Consider the following 20,327-nt stretch of genomic DNA (forward strand, 5'->3'; position numbering starts at 1 on the left):
AAGGTAAAACGCTTACATAAAAAAGAGTATAATGATATTGAAAGATGTTTTCTCTAAGATTAAATGAAAGGTGGGGGGTTGTATGTCCAGAAAAACTTGGTATTATATACTTATCTTTTTTGAAGTATTGTTAGCTCTTTCTATGCTTAGGTCTTATGGTTTGCATTTTGAGTATGAAACGCTCAATTCTGTATCTGTACTAAGTTCTCAACTTCCACAGCAAGTCGTTTTAGTATGGTTTGTTTTTAGGCTTTTGAAGGACAAGCGGAAAGCTGAGGGCGTCTTAGCTGTGCTTGCCTTCCATATTTGTCAGCTAGTTACCTATTTCATCATACCGGCTTCCATTTTTAAGCCTTGGTTGGTTTCCCCAGTTTTAACTATTATGTGCCTAATTTGGCTTGTCATTACGATTAGGAAGACAGAGCTTCCAACACTCTTAGCCTCTCTTAAGAGTTCGTCAGCTTGGCAGTCCTCTGTTCCCCTTATTGGATTAGGGATGGTTGCTGTGGTATGGAGCACACACTATATAAATATTGATTTAGATGATTTAAGTAGTCTTACTTACATACTGTATCCAATATTAGAGTGTGCAAGTATCTTCCTACTCCTTATATTGATGACTGAAGAAAACCAAAAGAAATTAAGAATTTCTTCAATCCTTATCATAGTTACTAGTTTACTTGAGTTGGTTTATGGTTTCTTGGTTGACCATATCATTACTGATGTCTCTCTTTTTCTACTAGTAGTATCATCCTATCTTGTCTATCGTACAAACGGCAACACTTCCACACTAGTTGAAAAATGGCAGAAGAAGTATGGGTTTGAGTTGAGTGAAGATGATCTGCTGGTGGAGAAAAGAACCAAACCAGTCATTGAAAAGCGTAAGGTTTATGATTATGCGGAGAGCCAAAGACAACCAAATCCTCAAAGTCTTCATTCTCCTTGGCTTTGGACAGCTTTTATTCTATCCTTGAGGAATTTAGTTTTTAATATAATTGCAGTTTTCAATTATCCTACTGATGAAACCAATCCCTTAGCAGGTATCGGTTGGTTTATGTACTTCATCGTGATGATTCCATTAATTATTATTCCTACTGTGATGCTTCCAAATGCCATAAGAACTGCTGACAAAAACCGTCTATATATAGTTGCTATGTTATTTATTTTAGTTGCAAGAAGCTCTATAGAACAGCTCATCGTTCCAGCCTTAATTTTGTACGGCGTATCGAAAATAAAAGAGGAGTAGTGATAAAAGAACAAGTCCCCTAGACATTATCTGGGGGACTTGTTGTTTTGATGTTGTTTTAGAATTGGCTCTAAATCAAGTTAATTTATGACTTGTCTCTATAAAAGAGGGTTAATGTAAAAACGATGGTCGTCGATTGGGATAATTTGAACAGGATTTTGGTAGAAGTCAGCTAGAACTTCCGGTGTGATAATATCGTTTTTTGGTCCTTGTGCCACGATTCTTCCCTGACGGAGTAGGAGAATGTGGTCCATTTTTTCAGTAATCTCTTCAGCGTGGTGGGTGACGTAAAGAACCAATGGAGCATGTGGAAGCGAGGTGATACGGTCAATCTGACGTAAGAGTTTTTCGCGGGCAAATAGGTCCAAGCCAACAGTCGCTTCGTCAAGGATAATGATGTCAGGATCTTCCATGAGACTGCGAGCAATCAAACAAATTTGTTTTTCTCCTTGAGACAGGCCATGGTATTTACGACCTATCAAATCTCCAGCACCAAGTGAGGTCAGCATGTCCTTGGCTTCTTGCAACTCCTTATCCCCATATGCCTTGTAGAGGATTGAGCTCTTGTATTTACCAGTAAGGACGATTTTTTCAGCTGTCATATGTTGAGGAAGACGCTCAGTGATGAAGGAGCTGACGATACCGATATGTTGACGAAGACCTGTGATGTCTCCATTCCCAAAGGTGTAGCCTAGTATCTCAGCCTTTCCCTCAGAAGGGAAGAATTCAGCTGTCAACAAACGTAAGAGAGTTGATTTTCCAGCACCGTTAAGTCCCAGGATAGCCCAAGTTTGACCTTTTTCAACTGTCCAGTTAAGGCCAGACAAAAGTGTTTTTCCTTGGCGGGCCAAGCTGACATTTTCTAAGCGTATAAGTGACATAAGTCTCTCCTTCGATGATAAATTACTCTAATTATAGCATAAAATAGGAACCTATATTGGGAAATTGTGATATAATGGAAGTCAGAATTTTTTTAGAGGAGAAGAAAAAATGGAAGACTCCAGTGGTCAGTCCTTATTATTTCAATCTATTTTATTACTAATATTAACCTTGCTTACGGCCTTTTTCTCAGCATCAGAGATGGCTTTAGTATCATTAAACCGTTCACGTGTGGAACAAAAGGCTGAAGAAGGCGATAAGAAATTTATTCGCCTGCTCAAGGTTCTTGAAAATCCAAATAACTTCTTATCAACCATTCAAGTTGGTATTACCTTTATCAGTCTCTTACAAGGGGCTAGTCTCTCCGCTTCACTAGGTGCAGTGATAGCGACTTGGTTTGGTCATGCAGCCTGGGCTAAGACAGCAGGTAGCATGATTTCTTTGGTTGTCTTGACCTATATCTCGATTGTTTTTGGGGAACTTTATCCTAAACGTATTGCTATGAACCTCAAGGAAAATCTAGCCATCTACTCAGCACCAGTTATTATTGTTACTGGTAAGATTGTTAGTCCCTTTGTTTGGATTCTTTCAGCATCGACAAATCTTGTGTCTCATTTGACGCCTATGACCTTTGATGATGCGGATGAGCAGATGACTCGGGATGAGATTGAGTACATGTTGGCCAAGAGTGAAGATACACTTGAGGCTGAAGAAATTGAAATGCTCCAGGGGATTTTCTCTCTTGATGAATTGATGGCACGTGAGGTTATGGTCCCTCGTACCGATGCTTTCATGATTGATATCGAAGACAATACTCAAGAAAATATCCAAGCTATTCTCAAGGAAAGTTTCTCACGTATCCCTGTTTACGAAGATGACAAGGATAAGATTATCGGTGTCATTCATACTAAAAACCTTCTAAAAGCAGGTTTTGAACTTGGTTTTGAAAATATCAAACTTCGTCGAATCATGAACGAACCTCTCTTTGTTCCAGAGACTATCTTCGTAGATGATCTCTTGGCGGCCTTTCGTAACACCAATAATCAGATGGCTATCTTGCTTGATGAATACGGTGGCGTTGCTGGTCTTGTTACCTTCGAGGACCTTTTGGAAGAAATCGTTGGTGAGATTGACGACGAAACAGATAAAACTAGTGTGGAAGTTCGTGAAATTGGTGAGAATACTTATATTGTCGAAGGAGCTATGACTCTTAACGACTTCAATGAACATTTTGATACAGAACTTGAGAGTGATGACGTTGATACTATCGCAGGTTATTATTTGACTGGTGTGGGGGCCATCCCAACTCAAGAAGTCAAGGAACACTATTCAGTTATCAACAAGGACAAACACCTCGAATTTATCAATGATAAGGTTAAGGATGGTCGCGTAACCAAACTTAAGGTAATCATCACGGCAGCTCCAGAAGAGGCAGAAGAATAGTTTTTTCCACGCTTTTATTAGAATATGTTGGAACTCAAAAGCGACTATCTACTAATTAGGCACTTTCTCTCATTATGAGTGAAAGTGCTTTTTCTTATCTATCTTGGAATATCCGCTTATCAAAATAATAAGATTAGAAAATATCTATAAAGCACGTTATAAAGCCTTTTTTACCTATCCAAACTGCTAGACTTTGTCAGAAAAAGAACTATAATTTTGGAGATGCTCTAACATATTTTAGCGTATCGATAGATTTAGAATAAAAATAAATAAGATTTTAATTAAAACAGTCTTTTATTACTTTTTTATGGTAGAATATAAATTAACTGATAAATGAAAAAAGGAGAATCTTAATGGCTTCTAAAAAATCTATATATAGTAGCTTGCTTTTACTCACCCTTACCCTAGGAGCTTTTGTACCAGTAACTTCTTTTGCGGACGACGGTATTGCGACAAATGATGCTGTTCTTACACAACCAACGACAGATCGTGCAGCAACAGGTCCTTCAACAGCTCCAAGTGATGGTGACTTGGCTCGTAGCAATGATTCAAACACAGGTGCGGCAACGCCAACAACACCTACAGCTCCTGAAGTACCAGCTGAACCAACAACACCAGCAACTCCAGAAACACCTGCGACACCGGCTCCAACAGCTGATTCATCTACAACACCAGCTGATAAACCAATTGAGAAACCAGCCGATAAGCCAGAAGAACCGGCCTCACCAACTGATAAAGGGACAAGTGAAGCAGCTCAAACCCCTGAAACTCCAGCAGTGAACGTTAATGGACAACCTGTTGTTACCGTAACACCAACAGCTCCAGTTGTCACTGCAGCTGGTCAAACAATTGTGTCTACACAAAACAGCCAAATTGTCATCGCTAACACTGATGGTACAACAAGTGTTGTCGCTCCTGAAGCAGTAGGATTCAAAGTGAATGCTGACGGTACATTGACTGGTAAAGATGCTAAAGGTAAGGAAGTTACACTTCCTAAGACTGGTGAAGCATCAACAGTAATCTTGACATTGGCAGGAACATTCTTCCTTGCTGTTGCAGCCTTTTTGGGTCTTAAGAAACGTGCCTAATAATATAGATGATAAAAGACTGGATTTTTCCAGTTTTTTTGTTTTTCTTCTGGTATAGTATAGATATCATTTAATTTTAGATGTATTATAGTATAACCTTTGCTTGAATTCAGGCAGATATGGAGCATGTTTCCGATAAAAAAGGTATAATAAAAACATGTAAAAAGCGTTTACAAGGAGGCTGCCATGGCAGAAATTGATTACAGTCAGGTGACTGGACTTGTTCATTCAACCGAAAGTTTTGGATCCGTAGATGGTCCGGGTATCCGTTTTATTGTTTTCATGCAAGGCTGTAAGATGCGTTGCCAATATTGTCATAACCCAGACACTTGGGCTATGGAGTCAAATAAGGCTGTTGAACGTACAGTTGAAGATGTCTTAGATGAGGCTCTTCGTTTCCGTCATTTCTGGGGTGAGCATGGTGGTATCACTGTATCAGGTGGTGAGGCCATGCTTCAGATTGATTTTGTCACTGCCCTCTTTACAGAGGCTAAGAAGCTAGGAATTCACTGTACGCTTGATACTTGTGGGTTTGCTTACCGCAATACTCCTGAGTATCATGAAGTTGTTGACAAACTTTTGGCTGTAACTGACTTGGTTCTACTGGATATCAAAGAGATTGATCCTGAACAACACAAGTTTGTGACCCGTCAACCTAATAAGAATATCTTGGAATTTGCTCAATATCTGTCTGATAAACAAGTTCCAGTCTGGATTCGCCATGTCTTGGTACCTGGTTTGACAGACTTTGATGAACACTTGATTAAGCTCGGCGAGTTTGTAAAGACCTTGAAAAATGTTGATAAATTTGAAATCCTTCCCTACCATACAATGGGTGAATTCAAATGGCGTGAGCTCGGTATTCCATATCCTTTGGAAGGGATCAAACCACCAACAGCAGATCGGGTCAAAAATGCCAAAGCTCTCATGCACACTGAAACGTATCAAGAGTATAAAAATCGTATCGGTGTTAAAACCTTGGATTGAAAAAGAAGCTCTTGACAAGGGCTTTTTAACTTTGTTATTATTTAGGGAGCAATAAAGAGCAGGTAAATTATGTTTCGTATTTTAAAATTTGATGATGACTTTGTTTATCTCAGTCATCCTGACGGGCGACTTAAGAAAATAGATCGCAAGCTTTTTGATTTTGATATAAAATTAGGAGACCGTATTGATGTCTACCAAGATGGGGACTTGACCGTTGTTACTCCGGCAGAAGTTCAAACGGACTTGAGCTTAGAGGGAGACAAATCTGTTAAATCACACCTCTTGCAAGGAATTTTAGATCTTTTCCTTGAGACTCTTAATATTCACAACAATCATTTGGGTGACTTGAAGAAGATTTTCACGCAATTATTGATTACACTCTTCATGGCTTGGAGCTTGCTAGGTGTTATTCTGGTTGAGATTCTTCTTTTCGCAGAATCGATTATTGTTTTCCTATGGAGACTCTTAGTTCGTCTTATTAAGTGGATGCATATTAAAGACAACACTAAAGTCTTGATTGATGAGACGCAAAAACGTCATGCTAAGCGTGAGCGTCAAAAAGCTCAAAGACTTGAGCAGGAAAGACGTCGCCAGGAAGAGCTAGAAGAACGTGAATACCTTCGTGAAACAGAACGTCAAAAGGAACTCATGATTGTTGAAGCTAGCCTTAGTCAGGAAGCAGAGCGTGAGAGCCTTTCAACTAGCCTTGCTTTGGAGCAAGCAGGTGCCTCAAGTCAATCTGCTAGTGAAGACTTGGTCGAAGAAAGCCAGTCAACTTCAGAGTCAGAAGTGATGTCTGAATCAGCAAAGTCTGAAAAATAGAACAAAAAAAGAACTGAGAGTTAAAATCTCGGTTCTTTTTTGTATGAGAAAAGCACCAGAGGTGCTTGTGAGAGGTGACTAAAGTGTTTTTTCAGAGTCACGAACAATGAGCAAGTCAACTTTTGCGTGACGGAGAATGTATTCAGAAGATGAACCAATAAGCAAGCGTTCAAAAGTATTGAGACCAGTGGCACCAACCATAATAAGGTCAACATTTTCCTTATCAGGGATATCAACAGCCAAGAGGCTCTTAGGATTACCGAACTCAATAACTTTGCGAATCTTGGTTAAACCAGCTTCTCTGGCTTGGCGTTCAAAGTCAGCCAAAACAGCTTTAGCTTCGTCTTCTAGTTTTTCATAGATATAAGAGTCGAAAGTCGCAACGCTTTGAAGGGCGCGTGTATCGATAACGTGTACCAATAGTAACTGAGCATTATTACGTTTTGCAACGTGCACACCTTTAATAAAGGCCAGTTCTGATTCGTAAGAACCGTCGACAGCTACCATAATACGTTCATATTGTTGAGACATAAGCTCTACCTCCTATCTTTAGCTTTATTATACTCCTTTAATTTAAAAAATGAAAGCGTTGTTATGGATTTTCTGAAATCTTTTTTTGACTGCTTACTTTAGGATGTCCGTAGTAATGTGAAGATTTCAGTATTATCTAAAAATTGAAGATTGCATGAAAAAGAGGTATAATACAATCTGTTATTAGCTTCGTAAGAAACATGATAATTAAACAATTGGAAGACAAGTCTTCAGAAATGATACCAAATGGCTGAGCCTAAATAAAGTTGGTGTCAATAAAAGTGGAAATCCCCATCAGGTGTTGAATTTTCTTATTTTCTGCTAGATGTATCTGCTTTTAGTATCTTTTGAAAGGATTAACTTATGAAAACATTTGATAAATCATCAAAGTTGGAACACGTTGCCTATGATATTCGTGGACCAGTTTTGGATGAAGCTAACCGTATGATTGCTAACGGTGAAAAGATTCTTCGTCTTAATACGGGAAATCCTGCGGAATTTGGCTTTACAGCACCGGATGAAGTCATTCGTGATTTAATTATGAATGTTCGTAACAGTGAAGGGTATTCGGATAGTAAAGGGATTTTCTCAGCTCGTAAGGCGATTATGCAGTATTGCCAGTTAAAGGGATTCCCAAATGTAGATATTGATGATATTTATATTGGTAATGGTGTTTCAGAGATGATTTCCATATCTATGCAGGCCTTGCTTGATGATGGAGATGAGGTCTTGGTCCCAATGCCAGATTATCCTCTTTGGACAGCCTGTGTCAGTCTAGCAGGCGGTAATGCCGTACACTATGTATGTGATGAAAAATCTAACTGGTATCCAGATATTGATGATATCAAATCAAAGATTACGTCAAATACTAAGGCAATTGTAGTCATCAATCCCAATAATCCTACAGGTTCGCTCTATCCTAAGGATGTTCTTGAACAGATTGTGGATATTGCTCGACAAAATGATTTGATTATCTTTGCGGATGAGATTTATGACCGCTTGGTTATGGATGGTAAGAAACATACTGCAATCGCTAGTCTTGCACCAGATGTCTTCTGCGTGTCTATGAATGGTCTTTCTAAGTCTCACCGCATCTGTGGTTTCCGTGTGGGTTGGATGGTTCTCTCTGGACCTAAAAAGAATGTCAAAGGCTATATTGAAGGGCTTAATATGTTGGCTAACATGCGTCTCTGTGCCAACGTGCTCTCTCAACACGTTATTCAGACTTCACTTGGTGGCTACCAATCCGTTGATGAGCTCTTGATTCCTGGTGGGCGTATCTATGAACAACGTGAGTTTATCACGAATACCGTAAACGCTATTCCAGGGCTATCAGCTGTTAAGCCAGATGCAGGGCTTTACATCTTCCCTAGGATTGACCGTAACATGTATGATATTGAAGATGATGAAGAATTCTGTCTTCGTCTCTTGAAGAAGGAGAAGGTTCTCCTAGTTCCAGGTAAAGGCTTTAACTGGAATGAACCAGATCACTTCCGTATTGTCTATCTTCCTCGTGTGGAAGAGTTGGCTGATCTCGGGAATAAAATCGAACGAGTCTTGTCATATTACAAGCGCTAATTCCTTAAAAAACTGGACAATAAGGCTTGTCCGGTTTTTATTGTTCCTAAAAAGGGGATATATTTGAGCAAAATCCAAACAGTCTTCCTAAAAATGCCATAATATACTTAATATAATGAATAGTAGAATAATAAATAATTTTCAGACAATTGTTTGCAATTTCTGGGTTAAGTGTGCTATAATGATAGGGCTAGTGAGTCTTGACGCAGAAGATTAGTACAAGGCTTGATATTATTATGACTACAATAGAAAGTGAAGACAATAAATATGGCAAATTTGCTGGCTAAAACACGTAAAATTACATCTATCTTGCAACGCTCAGTAGACAGCTTGGAAGGAGATCTTCCATACAACAACATGGCTGCTCAATTGGCGGATATCATTGATTGTAACGCTGCTATCGTTAATGGTGGTGGTGCTCTCCTTGGTTTTGCCATGAAGTACAAAACCAACAATGATCGTGTGGAAGAGTTTTTTGAAGCTAAACAACTTCCAGAAGAATACACACGTGGTATCAGCCGTGTTTATGATACTCAAGAAAACATTGGTATTGACAGTGACTTGACCATTTTCCCAGTGGAGTCAAAAGATGACTTCCCAGATGGTTTGACTACAATTGCTCCTATCTATGGTGGTGGTATGCGTCTTGGTTCTTTCATCATTTGGCGTAACGATCATGATTTTGTGGATGAAGATCTTATCTTGGTTGAGATAGCCTCTACGGTAGTTGGGTTGCAGTTGTTGAACCTTCAAACAGAGAACTTGGAAGAAACGATTCGTAAACAAACAGCTATTAACATGGCTATTAATACCTTGTCTTACTCAGAAATCAAGGCAGTTTCAGCTATCTTGAACGAGTTGGACGGTTTGGAAGGTCGCTTGACAGCATCTGTTATCGCTGACCGTATCGGAATTACGCGTTCAGTTATCGTTAATGCCCTTCGTAAGTTGGAATCAGCTGGTATTATTGAGAGTCGTTCACTCGGTATGAAAGGGACTTATCTTAAAGTCCTTAACGAAGGTATCTACGACAAATTGAAAGAATACGAATAAGAAGAATACTGAAAGAGAGTGAGGTAGGAGGACCTGCCCCACTTTTTTAAAAGGAGAAAGTAGCATGACAAAGGCATTGATATCAATTGATTACTCTTATGATTTTGTGGCAGATGATGGGAAGTTGACGGCTGGTAAGCCTGCCCAAGCCATTGAAGATCGTATTGCTCAGGTAACTCAAGAAGCCTATGACAATGGGGATTATATCTTTGTTGCCATGGATCGACATGATGAAGGAGATACCTTCCATCCTGAGACTAAACTCTTTCCACCTCACAATATTGCAGGGACATCTGGGCGAGAACTTTATGGTAAGTTAGCTGGTGTATATGATGCCATCAAGGACGACCATCGTGTCTTTTGGATGGACAAGCGACACTATTCAGCCTTTTCCGGAACGGATTTAGATATTCGTTTACGTGAGCGTCGTGTGACGACAGTTGTTTTGACGGGAGTTTTAACAGATATTTGTGTGTTACATACGGCCATTGATGCTTATAATTTGGGCTATGATATCGAGGTGGTAGAGAGTGCAACAGCCTCCTTGACGCCTGAAGCACATGACTTTGCTATTGGACATTTTAAAAATGTTCTTGGAGCAACAATTGTGGAGTAAGAGATAGTTCTTACTCTTTTTTTGATCATTGTAATAATAGGGAGAGGAATTGAAGTCAGCTCTTATCGAATGTAGGAGTAACCTTACTCTCAATTCTTCATCTGAAATCATAGGATAGTATCAGTTTTCCGTAGTTTACTATAAGAAAACGATTACAGACTATTGTATACTATTACTGTATTAAGTCGAAATATATATGAGGTAGAATAATGACTAAAAAATTAACTTTTCCTGATGGATTTTTGTGGGGTGGAGCGACAGCAGCCAACCAATGTGAAGGTGCCTATGATGCTGATGGGCGTGGTTTAGCCAATGTTGATGTGGTGCCAATTGGTGAGGATCGCCTTTCGATTATTACTGGACGTCGCAAGATGTTTGATTTTGAGGATGGTTATTTTTATCCGGCCAAGGAAAGTATCGATATGTACCACCGTTACAAGGAAGATATTGCTCTCTTTGGTGAAATGGGCTTTAAGACCTATCGTCTTTCTATTGCTTGGTCACGTATTTTTCCTAAGGGTGATGAGGCTGAGCCAAATGAAGCTGGGCTTGCTTTTTACGAGGACTTATTCAAGGAATGTCACAAACATGGCATTGAACCCTTGGTGACGATCACGCACTTTGATTGTCCAATGCACTTGATTACCGAGTATGGTGGTTGGCGTAATCGTAAGATGCTTGGTTTCTATGAAAATCTTTGCCGTACCCTTTTCACACGCTTTAAAGGTTTGGTTAAGTACTGGCTCACTTTCAATGAAATCAATATGATTCTTCATGCCCCATTTATGGGAGCAGGACTCTGCTTTGAAGAGGGTGAGAATGAGGAGCAGGTTAAATATCAGGCGGCTCACCATGAGTTGGTGGCTTCAGCTATGGCGACGAAATTGGCCCATGAGATTGACCCTGAAAATAAGGTCGGTTGTATGTTAGCAGCAGGGCAGTATTATCCAAATACAGCCCACCCACGTGACTACTGGGCAGCTATGCAAGAAGACCGTAGTAGCTATTTCTTTATTGATGTTCAAGCTCGTGGAGAGTATCCAAATTATGCTAAGAAACAGTGGGAACGTGATGGCATTGAGCTTGAGATGACTGAAGAAGATTTGGCCCTTCTCAAAGAGCATACTGTTGATTTCGTTTCCTTCTCTTATTATGCAAGTCGTGTGGCTTCAGGTGATCCAGAGGTTAATGAAAAGACTGCTGGCAATATCTTTGCCTCTATTAAAAATCCATATTTGGAAGCTTCAGAGTGGGGTTGGCAAATTGATCCACTAGGTCTTCGTATTACCCTCAATGCTATTTGGGATCGTTACCAGAAACCGATGTTTATCGTTGAGAATGGGCTTGGTGCTGTGGACACACCAGATGAAAATGGTTATGTTGAAGACGATTATCGTATCGACTACTTGGCAGCCCACATCAAGGCTATGCGTGATGCTATTAATGAAGATGGTGTAGAGCTTTGGGGCTACACAACCTGGGGCTGTATCGACCTTGTTTCTGCTGGAACTGGTGAAATGAAGAAACGTTATGGCTTCATCTATGTGGACCGAGATAACGATGGTAATGGTAGTCTTAAACGCTCTAAGAAGAAATCATTTAACTGGTACAAAGAAGTTATCGCAAGTAACGGTGCCTCTGTAGAATAGTGCATTTGAGTTGTGTGCTGGTCTGGCTATAATTTTACGAATCTAGCAAGCACAGAAAGCAAATTGATCTCCGATTGAAGTCAGCCTTTGGGCTGGCTTTTTTGTAAGGGGTAGAAATTGTAATGTTTTCTAAAAAATGATATTCTTATTAGAGTTTGAGAGGAAGAAAACATGGGTAAACAATCAGTTGTATTTGTAGCTGAGCTATCCTATATGGAAAAGTTAGAGGTAGCTCTTAAATCTTTGTGTGCACATCAAGGGCAGTGGAAAATTTATGTGCTAAATGAGAATTTACCAACAGAATGGTTTACGCTAATGAATCGTCGTTTAGAGGCTATTGATTCTGAAATTCTTAATTGTCGTGTGTCTGCAGAAAGCTTTAAACAATTTTCGCTTCCAAGTGCGCATATTCATTATGCGACTTTTTTCCGTTATGCGATTCCTGAGTTTGTTCAAGAAGATCGTGTTCTCTATTTGGATTGTGATATGATTTTTACGCAGGATTTGTCACCACTTTTTGAAGTGAATCTGGGCGGATTTGGTATTGGAGCGGTTGTGGATCGTCCAACGACGACAGATGGTTTTAACGCTGGTTTGATGGTTATTGATACCGATTGGTGGCGACAACACAAGGTGACAGAGTCTCTTTTTGAATTAACTAAAGAGCATCATCAAAATGTTTATGGGGATCAAGGTATCTTGAATCTTTATTTCAAGGACTCTTGGCATCAACTTCCATGGACTTATAATCTTCAAGTAGGCTCTGACAAGGATCAGTACAGATATGGGGACTTGGATTGGTATGATGTTTTTAAAGGGGTGCCAGCGGTTATTCATTACACCTCTCACAATAAACCTTGGACCTCTAAGCGTTTCAATCGTTTCAGAGATATTTGGTGGTTTTATTATGCCCTATCTTGGGAAGACATCTTATTGAGAAAGCCATCCTTAAAGCTTAGCTTTAGTGACATGGTAGGTGATTTTCCTTACCATACGGCGATTTATACTAATACTGCAGACATCTTTGAATTGGAACATTTGCTGCAGGCTCTTCCAGATGTAGCTTTTCATGTTTTGGCTCATTCTCATTTCGGGTTTAATTTGGTGAAGTTGGAGCAGTATCCAAACCTTATTCTCTATCCATCCTTTGATCCATTGACTAGTCGAAAGGTCTTAGAAAAAATAGATTTCTATATGGATATCAACCCATTTGATGAGGTTGATCATATCACAGAAACGATTCATCAGTTGGGACTTCCGATTTTCTCTTTTGAAGGAACAAATCACGACCAAACTGGGAAAAATCAAGTGTTCAAGAATGACCAAGTAGACCAAATGGTAAAAGCTGTTCGAGATTATATAGATACGATTGAGAGATAGACCATGGAAAATAAAGAAGTAGTTAGTATTGTTATTCCCATTTATAATGTGGAAGCTTATTTAAAGCAGTGTTTGGAAACGATAGTGAATCAGACCTATCCAAACCTTGAAATCATTCTTGTCAATGATGGCTCTCCTGATAAGTCAGAGGAGATTTGCAAGGAATTTTTCAAGCGAGATTCACGTATTCGCTATGTGCGACAAGTTAATGGCGGCCTATCTACAGCCCGAAATACAGGGATTGACCTAGCCACAGGTGATTACATCACTTTTGTAGACCCGGATGATTGGGTAACAGAGGATTATGTGGAGACCTTGTACACTCAGCTTAAGAAGTATGAGGCAGATGTTTCTATTGCCAACTATAACTTATTCAACGAGAGTACTAGTAAGTTTTTGATTAAGGTAACGGAGAACGATTATTCTGAAACCCTTTATGAGGGGAGAGACATCATTGACCAAGATGCCATTCAAGAGACAAGAGATATGGCTTGGGCATGCGCCATGATGAAACTCTATAAGATTTCTTTGTTCGAGGACCTTCGTTTTCCTGTTGGGAAGAACGTCGAGGATAACTTCCTTATGTACAAACTCTTGTTAAAGGCCAATCGTGTTGTCCATACCGAAAAATGTATCTATTGGTACCGAGTGGGGCGTAAGGATACGCTGTCGCAGGTCTGGACCGAGAAGCGTGTCTTAGATGAGATGGAAGCTAAAAATGAAAAACTAGCTTTGCTAGGCATGTTGGGCTATGATTTGACTTGGCACCGTTATATTTACAAGACGCGTCTGAAGCGGGCAATTGAAAAAATGGAAGAAGCTAATCTTCAAGATACTGAGACCTATAAGACGGCGCAGGTTAACTTGAGATTTTTGGAGCAATAAAGGTGAAGGTTAAGCTATTTATTGCTTGGATTAGTCAGAAAGGATAACTATGCTTATTATTGCACAAGAACCTAGTCAGGCAACGGAAAAACTGAGAAGATTACTAGACTCCTTTGGTATCCAATCCCGTGTGTTTTACACGAATTTTGAAACGGATGTTGATAAGGACACTATTAGTTTAGCATCGTCATTTATTTATTCCTCAGAGGAAGATTATCAAGGGACACCACTCTTTTTTAACGATTTGTCGGTTCCACTATACTGGGAATTGTGGACTTTGGGGATTACGACCTACATTTTTGATGGTCAAGACCGCCGTGCCAGTGTTATTTTTCGTGACAATCTAAAGGAACGTACGGTCAAACAAGTCCAATGGTTTGGACAAGGGGAAAAAGTTGTTGCGGTTGATGATTATAATCGCTATGGCTGGCGTACCAAACAGCGTCTTCTGGATGATCAGGGGCAAGGCATTATGGATATTTACTTTAATCGTAACCAAGAAGAAGTCTTGCTTCACTATATTCAAGATGGATACCTGATTGATCAGGGGTCTGAAGGAAGAGATAGAATTTTCTCAGGTAGGGAAGAATTAACTAAGGCTGTTTTGAATCAAATCCTGAAGTCAGACGAAGCTATCATCTGTATGGATTCCAATCTAATCCCGACATTGCAGACCTTGAATGTTAATCGTCTGGTTTATTGCTCCGACACTCAGGATGGTCTTGAGTTTATTCAAAATCAAGTGAATCATGTTTTGGTTACTAATTATTATCCCCAAGAGGAACGTAAGTCAGGCATGATTTATTTAGCTGGTGCAGAACAAGACGGTTCTCAGACTTTTGTGCCTCAAGCCATGGTGATGACTGCTTCTGAAAATATTGAGGGCCTAGATGATCTGGTTGATGCTTTTCCGGATATTGACTTTCATATCGGAGCCCAAACTAGTATGGGGCCAAAATTGACTTGTCTCAAAGATAAGAGAAATGTCCATCTTTACCCAGGGATTCGTCAGGGGAAATATCAAGATCTACTGAGGAATTGTTTCATTTATTTAGACTTGAATTATGGAAGCGAAGTGTCTGATGTAACTTTGGATGCGATTGAAAATGGACAGTTGCTTTTTGGCTTAGAATCAACGGTTCATCGTCACTACTATAAGGACTTACCAACGGTTTATACTTCCTTAGAGGAACTAGAACAGGGATTCCGACAACTCATACAGCAAGCAGAGTTTTACCCTAAGGCTCTTGAAAGTCAGAAAGAGGTTTTGAAACTCACCGAGAGGGAAGAAATCTTAGCTTTCTTTACTAGATTGGAGGGAGAAAAAGATGACGATTTACACCTTTAACCTATTGGTGGGCTATGAACCTAATGGTGTCGATGTGGCTCAGGCGTCTAGAGCTTTGATGCTACGTGAATTAAATGAGCCTGCTAAGTTTATCTTTACGACCTGGCCACAACCCTATAAATTAGATTACTATCTTTCTTTAGGGCATCGCTACGAGGAACTCCTCCATGCCTATCTTAGCTTTACAGATCAAGACAGCCATATCCCATCTTTGACAGTGGGGGCCTTGCAGCAAAAATTTAAGTTGACACGTCTAGACTTGAAGAGTCAAAGCGAAACAGACTCTGTTTATGTCTGTTCTGATGGCACTTCTTTAGTCTTTAAGATGGATCCTTACCAAAAAGGTTATGTGCGGTATGTGGATTACCACGTCAATGGTATGCTTTTAAAGCGTGAGTGGTATGGAACAAGTAAATTAGTTACAGAATACTTTGAAAAAGGCATTATCATCAGGAGAAGTTATCACAATAAAGATGGTCGCATTGCCTTTGAAGAACTCAAGCAAGGGACCAGCTGGTTATATAGGTTGGGAACTGAGATTTTAGTAACAAAAACAGAGGTCATGCGTCGTTTTCTAGCAAGACTTCCGATGACAACTGCGGATACCTTGTTGCTGGATAGGGCCTCCTTGATGGAGTTTATGCGACCGATTTATGAATTGGATACACCTGCAAAGTTAGGCTTCGTTTTTCATTCAGAGCATGAATTTGAAAATGGCGACCTCTACTATGAGTATTATTACATCTTTAAGTACGCCCAACGTTTTGATTTCTTCATTACAGCTACGGAGGCACAAAAGGCTGTTTTAGAGAATACTCTGAAAAAGCAAGGTGTAACAGATGCTAGTATTCATGACCTAGCAGTGGGACATTTGGATAACCTTAGTTTTCCAGAGGAGCAGAGGAAGCCTCTTAGTTTGATGACGGCTTCGCGATTGGACCCACGTAAACGCTTGGATTTGGCTATAAGAGCAGTCGCCCTTGCTCATGAAAAAGAGCCAAATCTTCACTTTGACATCTACGGCAAAGGTGGAGAGCAAGAGAATCTACAAGAACTGATTGATACTCTTGGGGCAGGTGATTTCATCCAACTTCGGGGTCATGCGGATTTGCGTGAAGTTTACCCACAGTATGAACTTTATGTCACCACCTCTCAGTGGGAGACCTTTGGCTTGACTCTAATGGAAGCGGTGGGAGCAGGTCTAGCCTTGGTTGGTTTTGACGCCCGTTATGGCAATCCAACTTTCATCAAAGATGGTAAAAACGGCTTTCTGGTCCCTTATAGCGAGACTATGGATGAGGATCTACTTGTTTCTCAGATGGCCGACAAGATTGTATTTGCCTTAGAAAGTGATCTTGAGTCTATGCACCAAGCCTCATATGACCTGGCAAAACATTATTTGAAACCAGAAATTTTAGAAGCCTGGAGAAAGCTCCTGGTAGCCATACGATAACTGTTTTGAAAAAGCTGTATATTGGTAAACTGTAGTGACAAAAAAGTTACTACAGTTTTTTTATCCTCCAAGCAAAATAACCCTAATTATGGTAAAATAGAACGTATTGAAAAATCATCATTTCACGAAAGGAAGCAAGATGAAAATTACGCAAGAAGAGGTAACCCACGTTGCCAATCTTTCAAAATTGAAATTCTCTCCAGAAGAGACAGCTGAGTTTGCGACAACCTTGTCTAAAATTGTCGACATGGTGGAATTATTGGAAGAAGTGGACACAACAGGTGTTGCCCCAACAACGACTATGGCTGATCGTAAGACCGTATTGCGTCCGGATGTTGCTGAAAAAGGGACAGACCGTGACCGCTTGTTTAAAAATGTACCTGAAAAAGATAACTATTACATTAAGGTACCAGCTATCCTAGAAGATGGAGGAGATGCCTAATGTCATTCAACAATAAAACTATTGAAGAGTTGCACGACCTCCTTGTCTCTAAGGAAATTTCAGCAACCGAATTGACCCAAGCGACACTTGACGACATCAAGGTGCGTGAAGAAGCAGTCAATGCCTTTGTGACGGTGGCTGAAGAAGCAGCACTTGCCCAAGCTAAGGCCATTGATGAAAAAGGAATCGATGTAGATAATCTTCTATCAGGGATTCCATTGGCAGTGAAAGATAACATCTCTACTGACGGCATCTTGACGACTGCGGCATCAAAAATGCTCTATAACTATGAGCCTATCTTTGATGCGACAGCTGTTGCCAATGCAAAAGCCAAAGATATGATTGTCATCGGGAAGACCAACATGGATGAATTTGCTATGGGTGGATCTGGTGAAACATCTTACTATGGGGCGACTAAAAATGCTTGGGACCACAGCAAGGTGCCTGGTGGATCTTCTAGTGGTTCTGCTGCAGCTGTAGCTTCAGGGCAAGTCCGATTGTCTCTTGGTTCTGATACTGGTGGTTCTATCCGCCAACCAGCTGCCTTCAACGGGATTGTTGGTCTCAAACCAACTTATGGAACTGTTTCACGTTTCGGTCTTATTGCTTTCGGTAGCTCACTCGACCAAATCGGTACTTTCTCACCAACAGTTAAGGAAAATGCCCTCTTGCTCAATGTCATTGCCAGTGAAGATGCCAAAGATTCAACTTCAGCGCCAGTACGCGTAGCCGATTTTACTTCTAAAATTGGTCAAGATATCAAGGGCATGAAGATTGCCCTTCCTAAGGAATACCTCGGTGAAGGAATTGACCCAGAAGTCAAAGAAACGATTCTCAATGCAGCTAAGCACTTTGAGAAATTGGGAGCAACTGTCGAAGAAGTCAGCCTGCCTCATTCTAAATACGGGGTTGCCGTTTACTACATCATTGCTTCATCTGAAGCTTCATCAAACTTGCAACGTTTCGATGGTATTCGTTATGGTTTCCGTGCGGAAGATGCCAAGAACTTGGATGACATCTATGTGAACACTCGTAGCCAAGGCTTTGGTGATGAAGTGAAACGCCGTATCATGCTTGGTACCTTTAGTTTGTCATCTGGTTACTACGATGCTTACTACAAGAAAGCTGGTCAAGTCCGTAGTCTTATTATCCAAGACTTCGAAAAAGTCTTTGCGGATTACGACCTCATCCTTGGTCCAACAGCTCCAAGCGTGGCCTTTGATTTGGATTCGCTTAACCATGATCCGGTTGCCATGTACTTGGCGGACTTGTTGACCATCCCAGTCAACTTGGCGGGTCTTCCAGGAATTTCGATTCCAGCAGGATTTGCGCAAGGACTTCCAGTTGGTTTGCAGTTGATTGGTCCTAAGTATTCGGAAGAAACCATCTACCAAGCTGCAGCGGCCTTTGAAGCAACAACGGATTACCATAAGCAACAACCCCTTATTTTCGGAGGTGACAATTAATGAACTTTGAAACAGTCATCGGACTTGAAGTCCACGTTGAATTGAATACAAACTCAAAAATTTTCTCACCAACCTCTGCTCACTTTGGGAACGAGCAAAATGCCAATACCAATGTGATTGACTGGTCTTTCCCAGGGGTGCTTCCTGTCTTGAACAAGGGTGTTGTGGACGCTGGTATCAAGGCTGCTTTGGCCCTGAATATGGATATCCATCAGCACATGCACTTTGACCGTAAGAACTATTTCTACCCTGATAATCCAAAGGCCTACCAAATTTCGCAATTTGATGAGCCTATCGGTTATAATGGGTGGATTGAAGTGCAATTGGAAGACGGCTCAACTAAGAAAATTGGGATTGAACGTGCTCACTTGGAAGAAGATGCCGGTAAGAACACCCACGGAACAGACGGTTTCTCTTATGTAGACCTCAACCGTCAGGGGGTGCCATTGATCGAGATCGTCTCTGAAGCAGATATGCGTTCTCCGGAAGAAGCCTATGCTTATTTGACAGCTTTGAAAGAAGTCATCCAATACACAGGTATTTCTGACGTCAAGATGGAAGAAGGATCGATGCGGGTCGATGCCAACATTTCCCTTCGCCCATACGGCCAAGAGGAATTTGGTACCAAGACGGAGTTGAAGAACTTGAACTCTTTCTCAAACGTGCGTAAAGGTCTTGAATACGAAGTGGAGCGTCAAGCAAAAATTTTGCGTTCAGGTGGTGTCATTCGTCAAGAAACACGCCGTTATGATGAGGCCAACAAGAGCACTATCCTTATGCGTGTCAAAGAAGGGGCAGCGGATTACCGTTACTTCCCAGAACCAGACCTTCCCTTGTTTGAAATCTCAGATGAGTGGATTGAGGAAATGCGTACATCATTGCCTGAGTTTCCAAAAGACCGCCGTGCTCGCTATGTGGCAGAGCTTGGCTTGTCTGACTATGATGCCAACCAATTGACAGCTACTAAGGTCACATCTGACTTCTTTGAAGCAGCTGTAGCCCTTGGCGGAGACGCTAAACAAGTGTCTAACTGGCTCCAAGGTGAAGTCGCTCAATTCTTGAACGCAGAAGGTAAAACGCTTGAAGAAATCAAGTTGACACCAGAAAACTTGGTAGAAATGATTGCCATCATTGAAGATGGAACCATCTCTTCTAAGATTGCCAAGAAAGTCTTCGTTCATTTGGCGAAAAACGGTGGCGGTGCGCGTGAATACGTCGAAAAAGCTGGATTGGTACAGATTTCAGACCCTGAAGTCTTGATCCCAATCATCCACCAAGTCTTTGCAGACAATGAAGCAGCCGTAGCCGACTTCAAGTCAGGTAAACGTAACGCTGACAAGGCCTTTACCGGCTTCCTCATGAAAGCAACCAAAGGCCAAGCCAACCCACAAGTAGCCCTCAAGTTACTTGCACAAGAATTGGCTAAGTTGAAAGAAGAGTAATAGAGAAAGAACCAGCCGA

18 protein-coding genes are annotated in these 20,327 nt (G+C 40.7%); 16 read left to right on the forward strand and 2 right to left on the reverse strand.

All coding sequences use genetic code 11. From position 1 onward, the window contains the following. Positions 1 to 82: 82 nt before the first annotated feature. The gene (locus tag H7U01_RS02695) at positions 83 to 1,246 is read left to right on the forward strand and encodes a hypothetical protein (protein WP_201041081.1); all 1,164 of its coding nucleotides are present in this window, start codon (positions 83 to 85) and stop codon (positions 1,244 to 1,246) included. A gap of 98 nt (positions 1,247 to 1,344) precedes the next feature. On the opposite strand, the gene H7U01_RS02700 is transcribed toward H7U01_RS02695, so the two are convergent. Then, a complete protein-coding gene (locus tag H7U01_RS02700; RefSeq protein WP_037599137.1) occupies positions 1,345 to 2,127 on the reverse strand; it encodes an ABC transporter ATP-binding protein in 783 nt (260 codons plus the stop codon). Positions 2,128 to 2,236: 109 nt separating this feature from the next. Between H7U01_RS02700 and H7U01_RS02705 the strand changes: the two genes are divergently transcribed. The 4 genes from H7U01_RS02705 to H7U01_RS02720 all read left to right on the forward strand — a co-directional run bounded on the left by H7U01_RS02705 (position 2,237) and on the right by H7U01_RS02720 (position 6,465). Next, positions 2,237 to 3,568 carry a hemolysin family protein gene (locus H7U01_RS02705; protein WP_013991098.1) on the forward strand — a complete coding sequence of 444 codons (1,332 nt, stop codon included), beginning with the start codon at positions 2,237 to 2,239 and terminating at the stop codon, positions 3,566 to 3,568. Between the two features lie 353 nt (positions 3,569 to 3,921). Next, a complete protein-coding gene (locus tag H7U01_RS02710) occupies positions 3,922 to 4,656 on the forward strand; it encodes an LPXTG cell wall anchor domain-containing protein (RefSeq protein ID WP_201041082.1) in 735 nt (244 codons plus the stop codon). A gap of 186 nt (positions 4,657 to 4,842) precedes the next feature. After that, a complete protein-coding gene (gene pflA, locus H7U01_RS02715; RefSeq protein WP_201041083.1) occupies positions 4,843 to 5,643 on the forward strand; it encodes a pyruvate formate-lyase-activating protein in 801 nt (266 codons plus the stop codon). Between the two features lie 69 nt (positions 5,644 to 5,712). Further along, positions 5,713 to 6,465 (forward strand): hypothetical protein, encoded by a 753-nt coding sequence (locus H7U01_RS02720; protein ID WP_002891688.1) that lies wholly within the window; start codon positions 5,713 to 5,715, stop codon positions 6,463 to 6,465. A 78-nt stretch (positions 6,466 to 6,543) separates the two neighbouring features. Here H7U01_RS02720 and H7U01_RS02725 read toward each other — a convergent pair whose 3' ends face one another. Then, entirely contained in the window at positions 6,544 to 6,996 is a 453-nt protein-coding gene (locus H7U01_RS02725) for a universal stress protein (RefSeq protein ID WP_002884397.1), read from the reverse strand. 363 nt (positions 6,997 to 7,359) lie between these two features. Between H7U01_RS02725 and H7U01_RS02730 the strand changes: the two genes are divergently transcribed. The 11 genes from H7U01_RS02730 (at position 7,360) to gatB (ending at position 20,308) form a co-directional block, all read left to right on the forward strand. Next, positions 7,360 to 8,574: a pyridoxal phosphate-dependent aminotransferase gene (locus tag H7U01_RS02730; protein ID WP_004183315.1), complete on the forward strand. Its 1,215-nt coding sequence runs from the start codon at positions 7,360 to 7,362 to the stop codon at positions 8,572 to 8,574. A 267-nt stretch (positions 8,575 to 8,841) separates the two neighbouring features. Beyond that, entirely contained in the window at positions 8,842 to 9,627 is a 786-nt protein-coding gene (codY, locus tag H7U01_RS02735; RefSeq protein WP_002884784.1) for a GTP-sensing pleiotropic transcriptional regulator CodY, read from the forward strand. A gap of 64 nt (positions 9,628 to 9,691) precedes the next feature. Continuing rightward, complete coding sequence (locus H7U01_RS02740) at positions 9,692 to 10,243, forward strand: cysteine hydrolase family protein (RefSeq protein WP_073688410.1); 552 nt, start codon at positions 9,692 to 9,694, stop codon at positions 10,241 to 10,243. Positions 10,244 to 10,452: 209 nt separating this feature from the next. Next, complete coding sequence (locus H7U01_RS02745; RefSeq protein ID WP_073949707.1) at positions 10,453 to 11,892, forward strand: 6-phospho-beta-glucosidase; 1,440 nt, start codon at positions 10,453 to 10,455, stop codon at positions 11,890 to 11,892. Positions 11,893 to 12,063: 171 nt separating this feature from the next. Continuing rightward, complete coding sequence (locus tag H7U01_RS02750; protein WP_201041084.1) at positions 12,064 to 13,272, forward strand: glycosyltransferase; 1,209 nt, start codon at positions 12,064 to 12,066, stop codon at positions 13,270 to 13,272. 3 nt (positions 13,273 to 13,275) lie between these two features. After that, complete coding sequence (locus H7U01_RS02755; RefSeq protein ID WP_201041085.1) at positions 13,276 to 14,157, forward strand: glycosyltransferase family 2 protein; 882 nt, start codon at positions 13,276 to 13,278, stop codon at positions 14,155 to 14,157. 49 nt (positions 14,158 to 14,206) lie between these two features. Continuing rightward, positions 14,207 to 15,505 carry an accessory Sec system glycosyltransferase GtfB gene (locus H7U01_RS02760; protein WP_048790213.1) on the forward strand — a complete coding sequence of 433 codons (1,299 nt, stop codon included), beginning with the start codon at positions 14,207 to 14,209 and terminating at the stop codon, positions 15,503 to 15,505. After that, positions 15,486 to 16,958, forward strand: a complete 1,473-nt coding sequence (locus H7U01_RS02765) for a glycosyltransferase (RefSeq protein ID WP_201041086.1) — start codon at positions 15,486 to 15,488, stop codon at positions 16,956 to 16,958. The genes H7U01_RS02760 and H7U01_RS02765 overlap by 20 nt, the downstream gene beginning before the upstream one ends. A 139-nt stretch (positions 16,959 to 17,097) precedes the next feature. Beyond that, entirely contained in the window at positions 17,098 to 17,400 is a 303-nt protein-coding gene (gatC, locus tag H7U01_RS02770) for an Asp-tRNA(Asn)/Glu-tRNA(Gln) amidotransferase subunit GatC (RefSeq protein ID WP_002884769.1), read from the forward strand. After that, positions 17,400 to 18,866: an Asp-tRNA(Asn)/Glu-tRNA(Gln) amidotransferase subunit GatA gene (gene gatA, locus H7U01_RS02775; protein ID WP_201041087.1), complete on the forward strand. Its 1,467-nt coding sequence runs from the start codon at positions 17,400 to 17,402 to the stop codon at positions 18,864 to 18,866. Before gatC ends, gatA begins: the two co-directional genes overlap by 1 nt. Next, positions 18,866 to 20,308, forward strand: coding sequence for an Asp-tRNA(Asn)/Glu-tRNA(Gln) amidotransferase subunit GatB (gene gatB / locus H7U01_RS02780; protein WP_002891678.1), 1,443 nt, complete (start codon positions 18,866 to 18,868; stop codon positions 20,306 to 20,308). The genes gatA and gatB overlap by 1 nt, the downstream gene beginning before the upstream one ends. Positions 20,309 to 20,327: the final 19 nt, after the last annotated feature.

It is taken from the genome of Streptococcus sp. 21.1 (assembly GCF_016648635.1).
Taxonomy (GTDB): domain Bacteria; phylum Bacillota; class Bacilli; order Lactobacillales; family Streptococcaceae; genus Streptococcus.

Excerpts from the sequence above, each read along its gene's own strand:
- codY (WP_002884784.1), top strand. The coding sequence starts at position 8,842 with ATGGCAAATTTGCTGGCTAAAACACGTAAAATTACATCTATCTTGCAA.
- H7U01_RS02740 (WP_073688410.1), top strand. The coding sequence starts at position 9,692 with ATGACAAAGGCATTGATATCAATTGATTACTCTTATGATTTTGTGGCA.
- gatB (WP_002891678.1), top strand. The coding sequence starts at position 18,866 with ATGAACTTTGAAACAGTCATCGGACTTGAAGTCCACGTTGAATTGAAT.
- H7U01_RS02710 (WP_201041082.1), top strand. The coding sequence starts at position 3,922 with ATGGCTTCTAAAAAATCTATATATAGTAGCTTGCTTTTACTCACCCTT.
- pflA (WP_201041083.1), top strand. The coding sequence starts at position 4,843 with ATGGCAGAAATTGATTACAGTCAGGTGACTGGACTTGTTCATTCAACC.
- H7U01_RS02720 (WP_002891688.1), top strand. The coding sequence starts at position 5,713 with ATGTTTCGTATTTTAAAATTTGATGATGACTTTGTTTATCTCAGTCAT.
- H7U01_RS02705 (WP_013991098.1), top strand. The coding sequence starts at position 2,237 with ATGGAAGACTCCAGTGGTCAGTCCTTATTATTTCAATCTATTTTATTA.
- H7U01_RS02755 (WP_201041085.1), top strand. The coding sequence starts at position 13,276 with ATGGAAAATAAAGAAGTAGTTAGTATTGTTATTCCCATTTATAATGTG.
- H7U01_RS02760 (WP_048790213.1), top strand. The coding sequence starts at position 14,207 with ATGCTTATTATTGCACAAGAACCTAGTCAGGCAACGGAAAAACTGAGA.
- H7U01_RS02745 (WP_073949707.1), top strand. The coding sequence starts at position 10,453 with ATGACTAAAAAATTAACTTTTCCTGATGGATTTTTGTGGGGTGGAGCG.
- H7U01_RS02695 (WP_201041081.1), top strand. The coding sequence starts at position 83 with ATGTCCAGAAAAACTTGGTATTATATACTTATCTTTTTTGAAGTATTG.
- gatA (WP_201041087.1), top strand. The coding sequence starts at position 17,400 with ATGTCATTCAACAATAAAACTATTGAAGAGTTGCACGACCTCCTTGTC.
- H7U01_RS02750 (WP_201041084.1), top strand. The coding sequence starts at position 12,064 with ATGGGTAAACAATCAGTTGTATTTGTAGCTGAGCTATCCTATATGGAA.
- H7U01_RS02765 (WP_201041086.1), top strand. The coding sequence starts at position 15,486 with ATGACGATTTACACCTTTAACCTATTGGTGGGCTATGAACCTAATGGT.
- H7U01_RS02730 (WP_004183315.1), top strand. The coding sequence starts at position 7,360 with ATGAAAACATTTGATAAATCATCAAAGTTGGAACACGTTGCCTATGAT.
- H7U01_RS02700 (WP_037599137.1), bottom strand. The coding sequence starts at position 2,127 with ATGTCACTTATACGCTTAGAAAATGTCAGCTTGGCCCGCCAAGGAAAA.
- gatC (WP_002884769.1), top strand. The coding sequence starts at position 17,098 with ATGAAAATTACGCAAGAAGAGGTAACCCACGTTGCCAATCTTTCAAAA.
- H7U01_RS02725 (WP_002884397.1), bottom strand. The coding sequence starts at position 6,996 with ATGTCTCAACAATATGAACGTATTATGGTAGCTGTCGACGGTTCTTAC.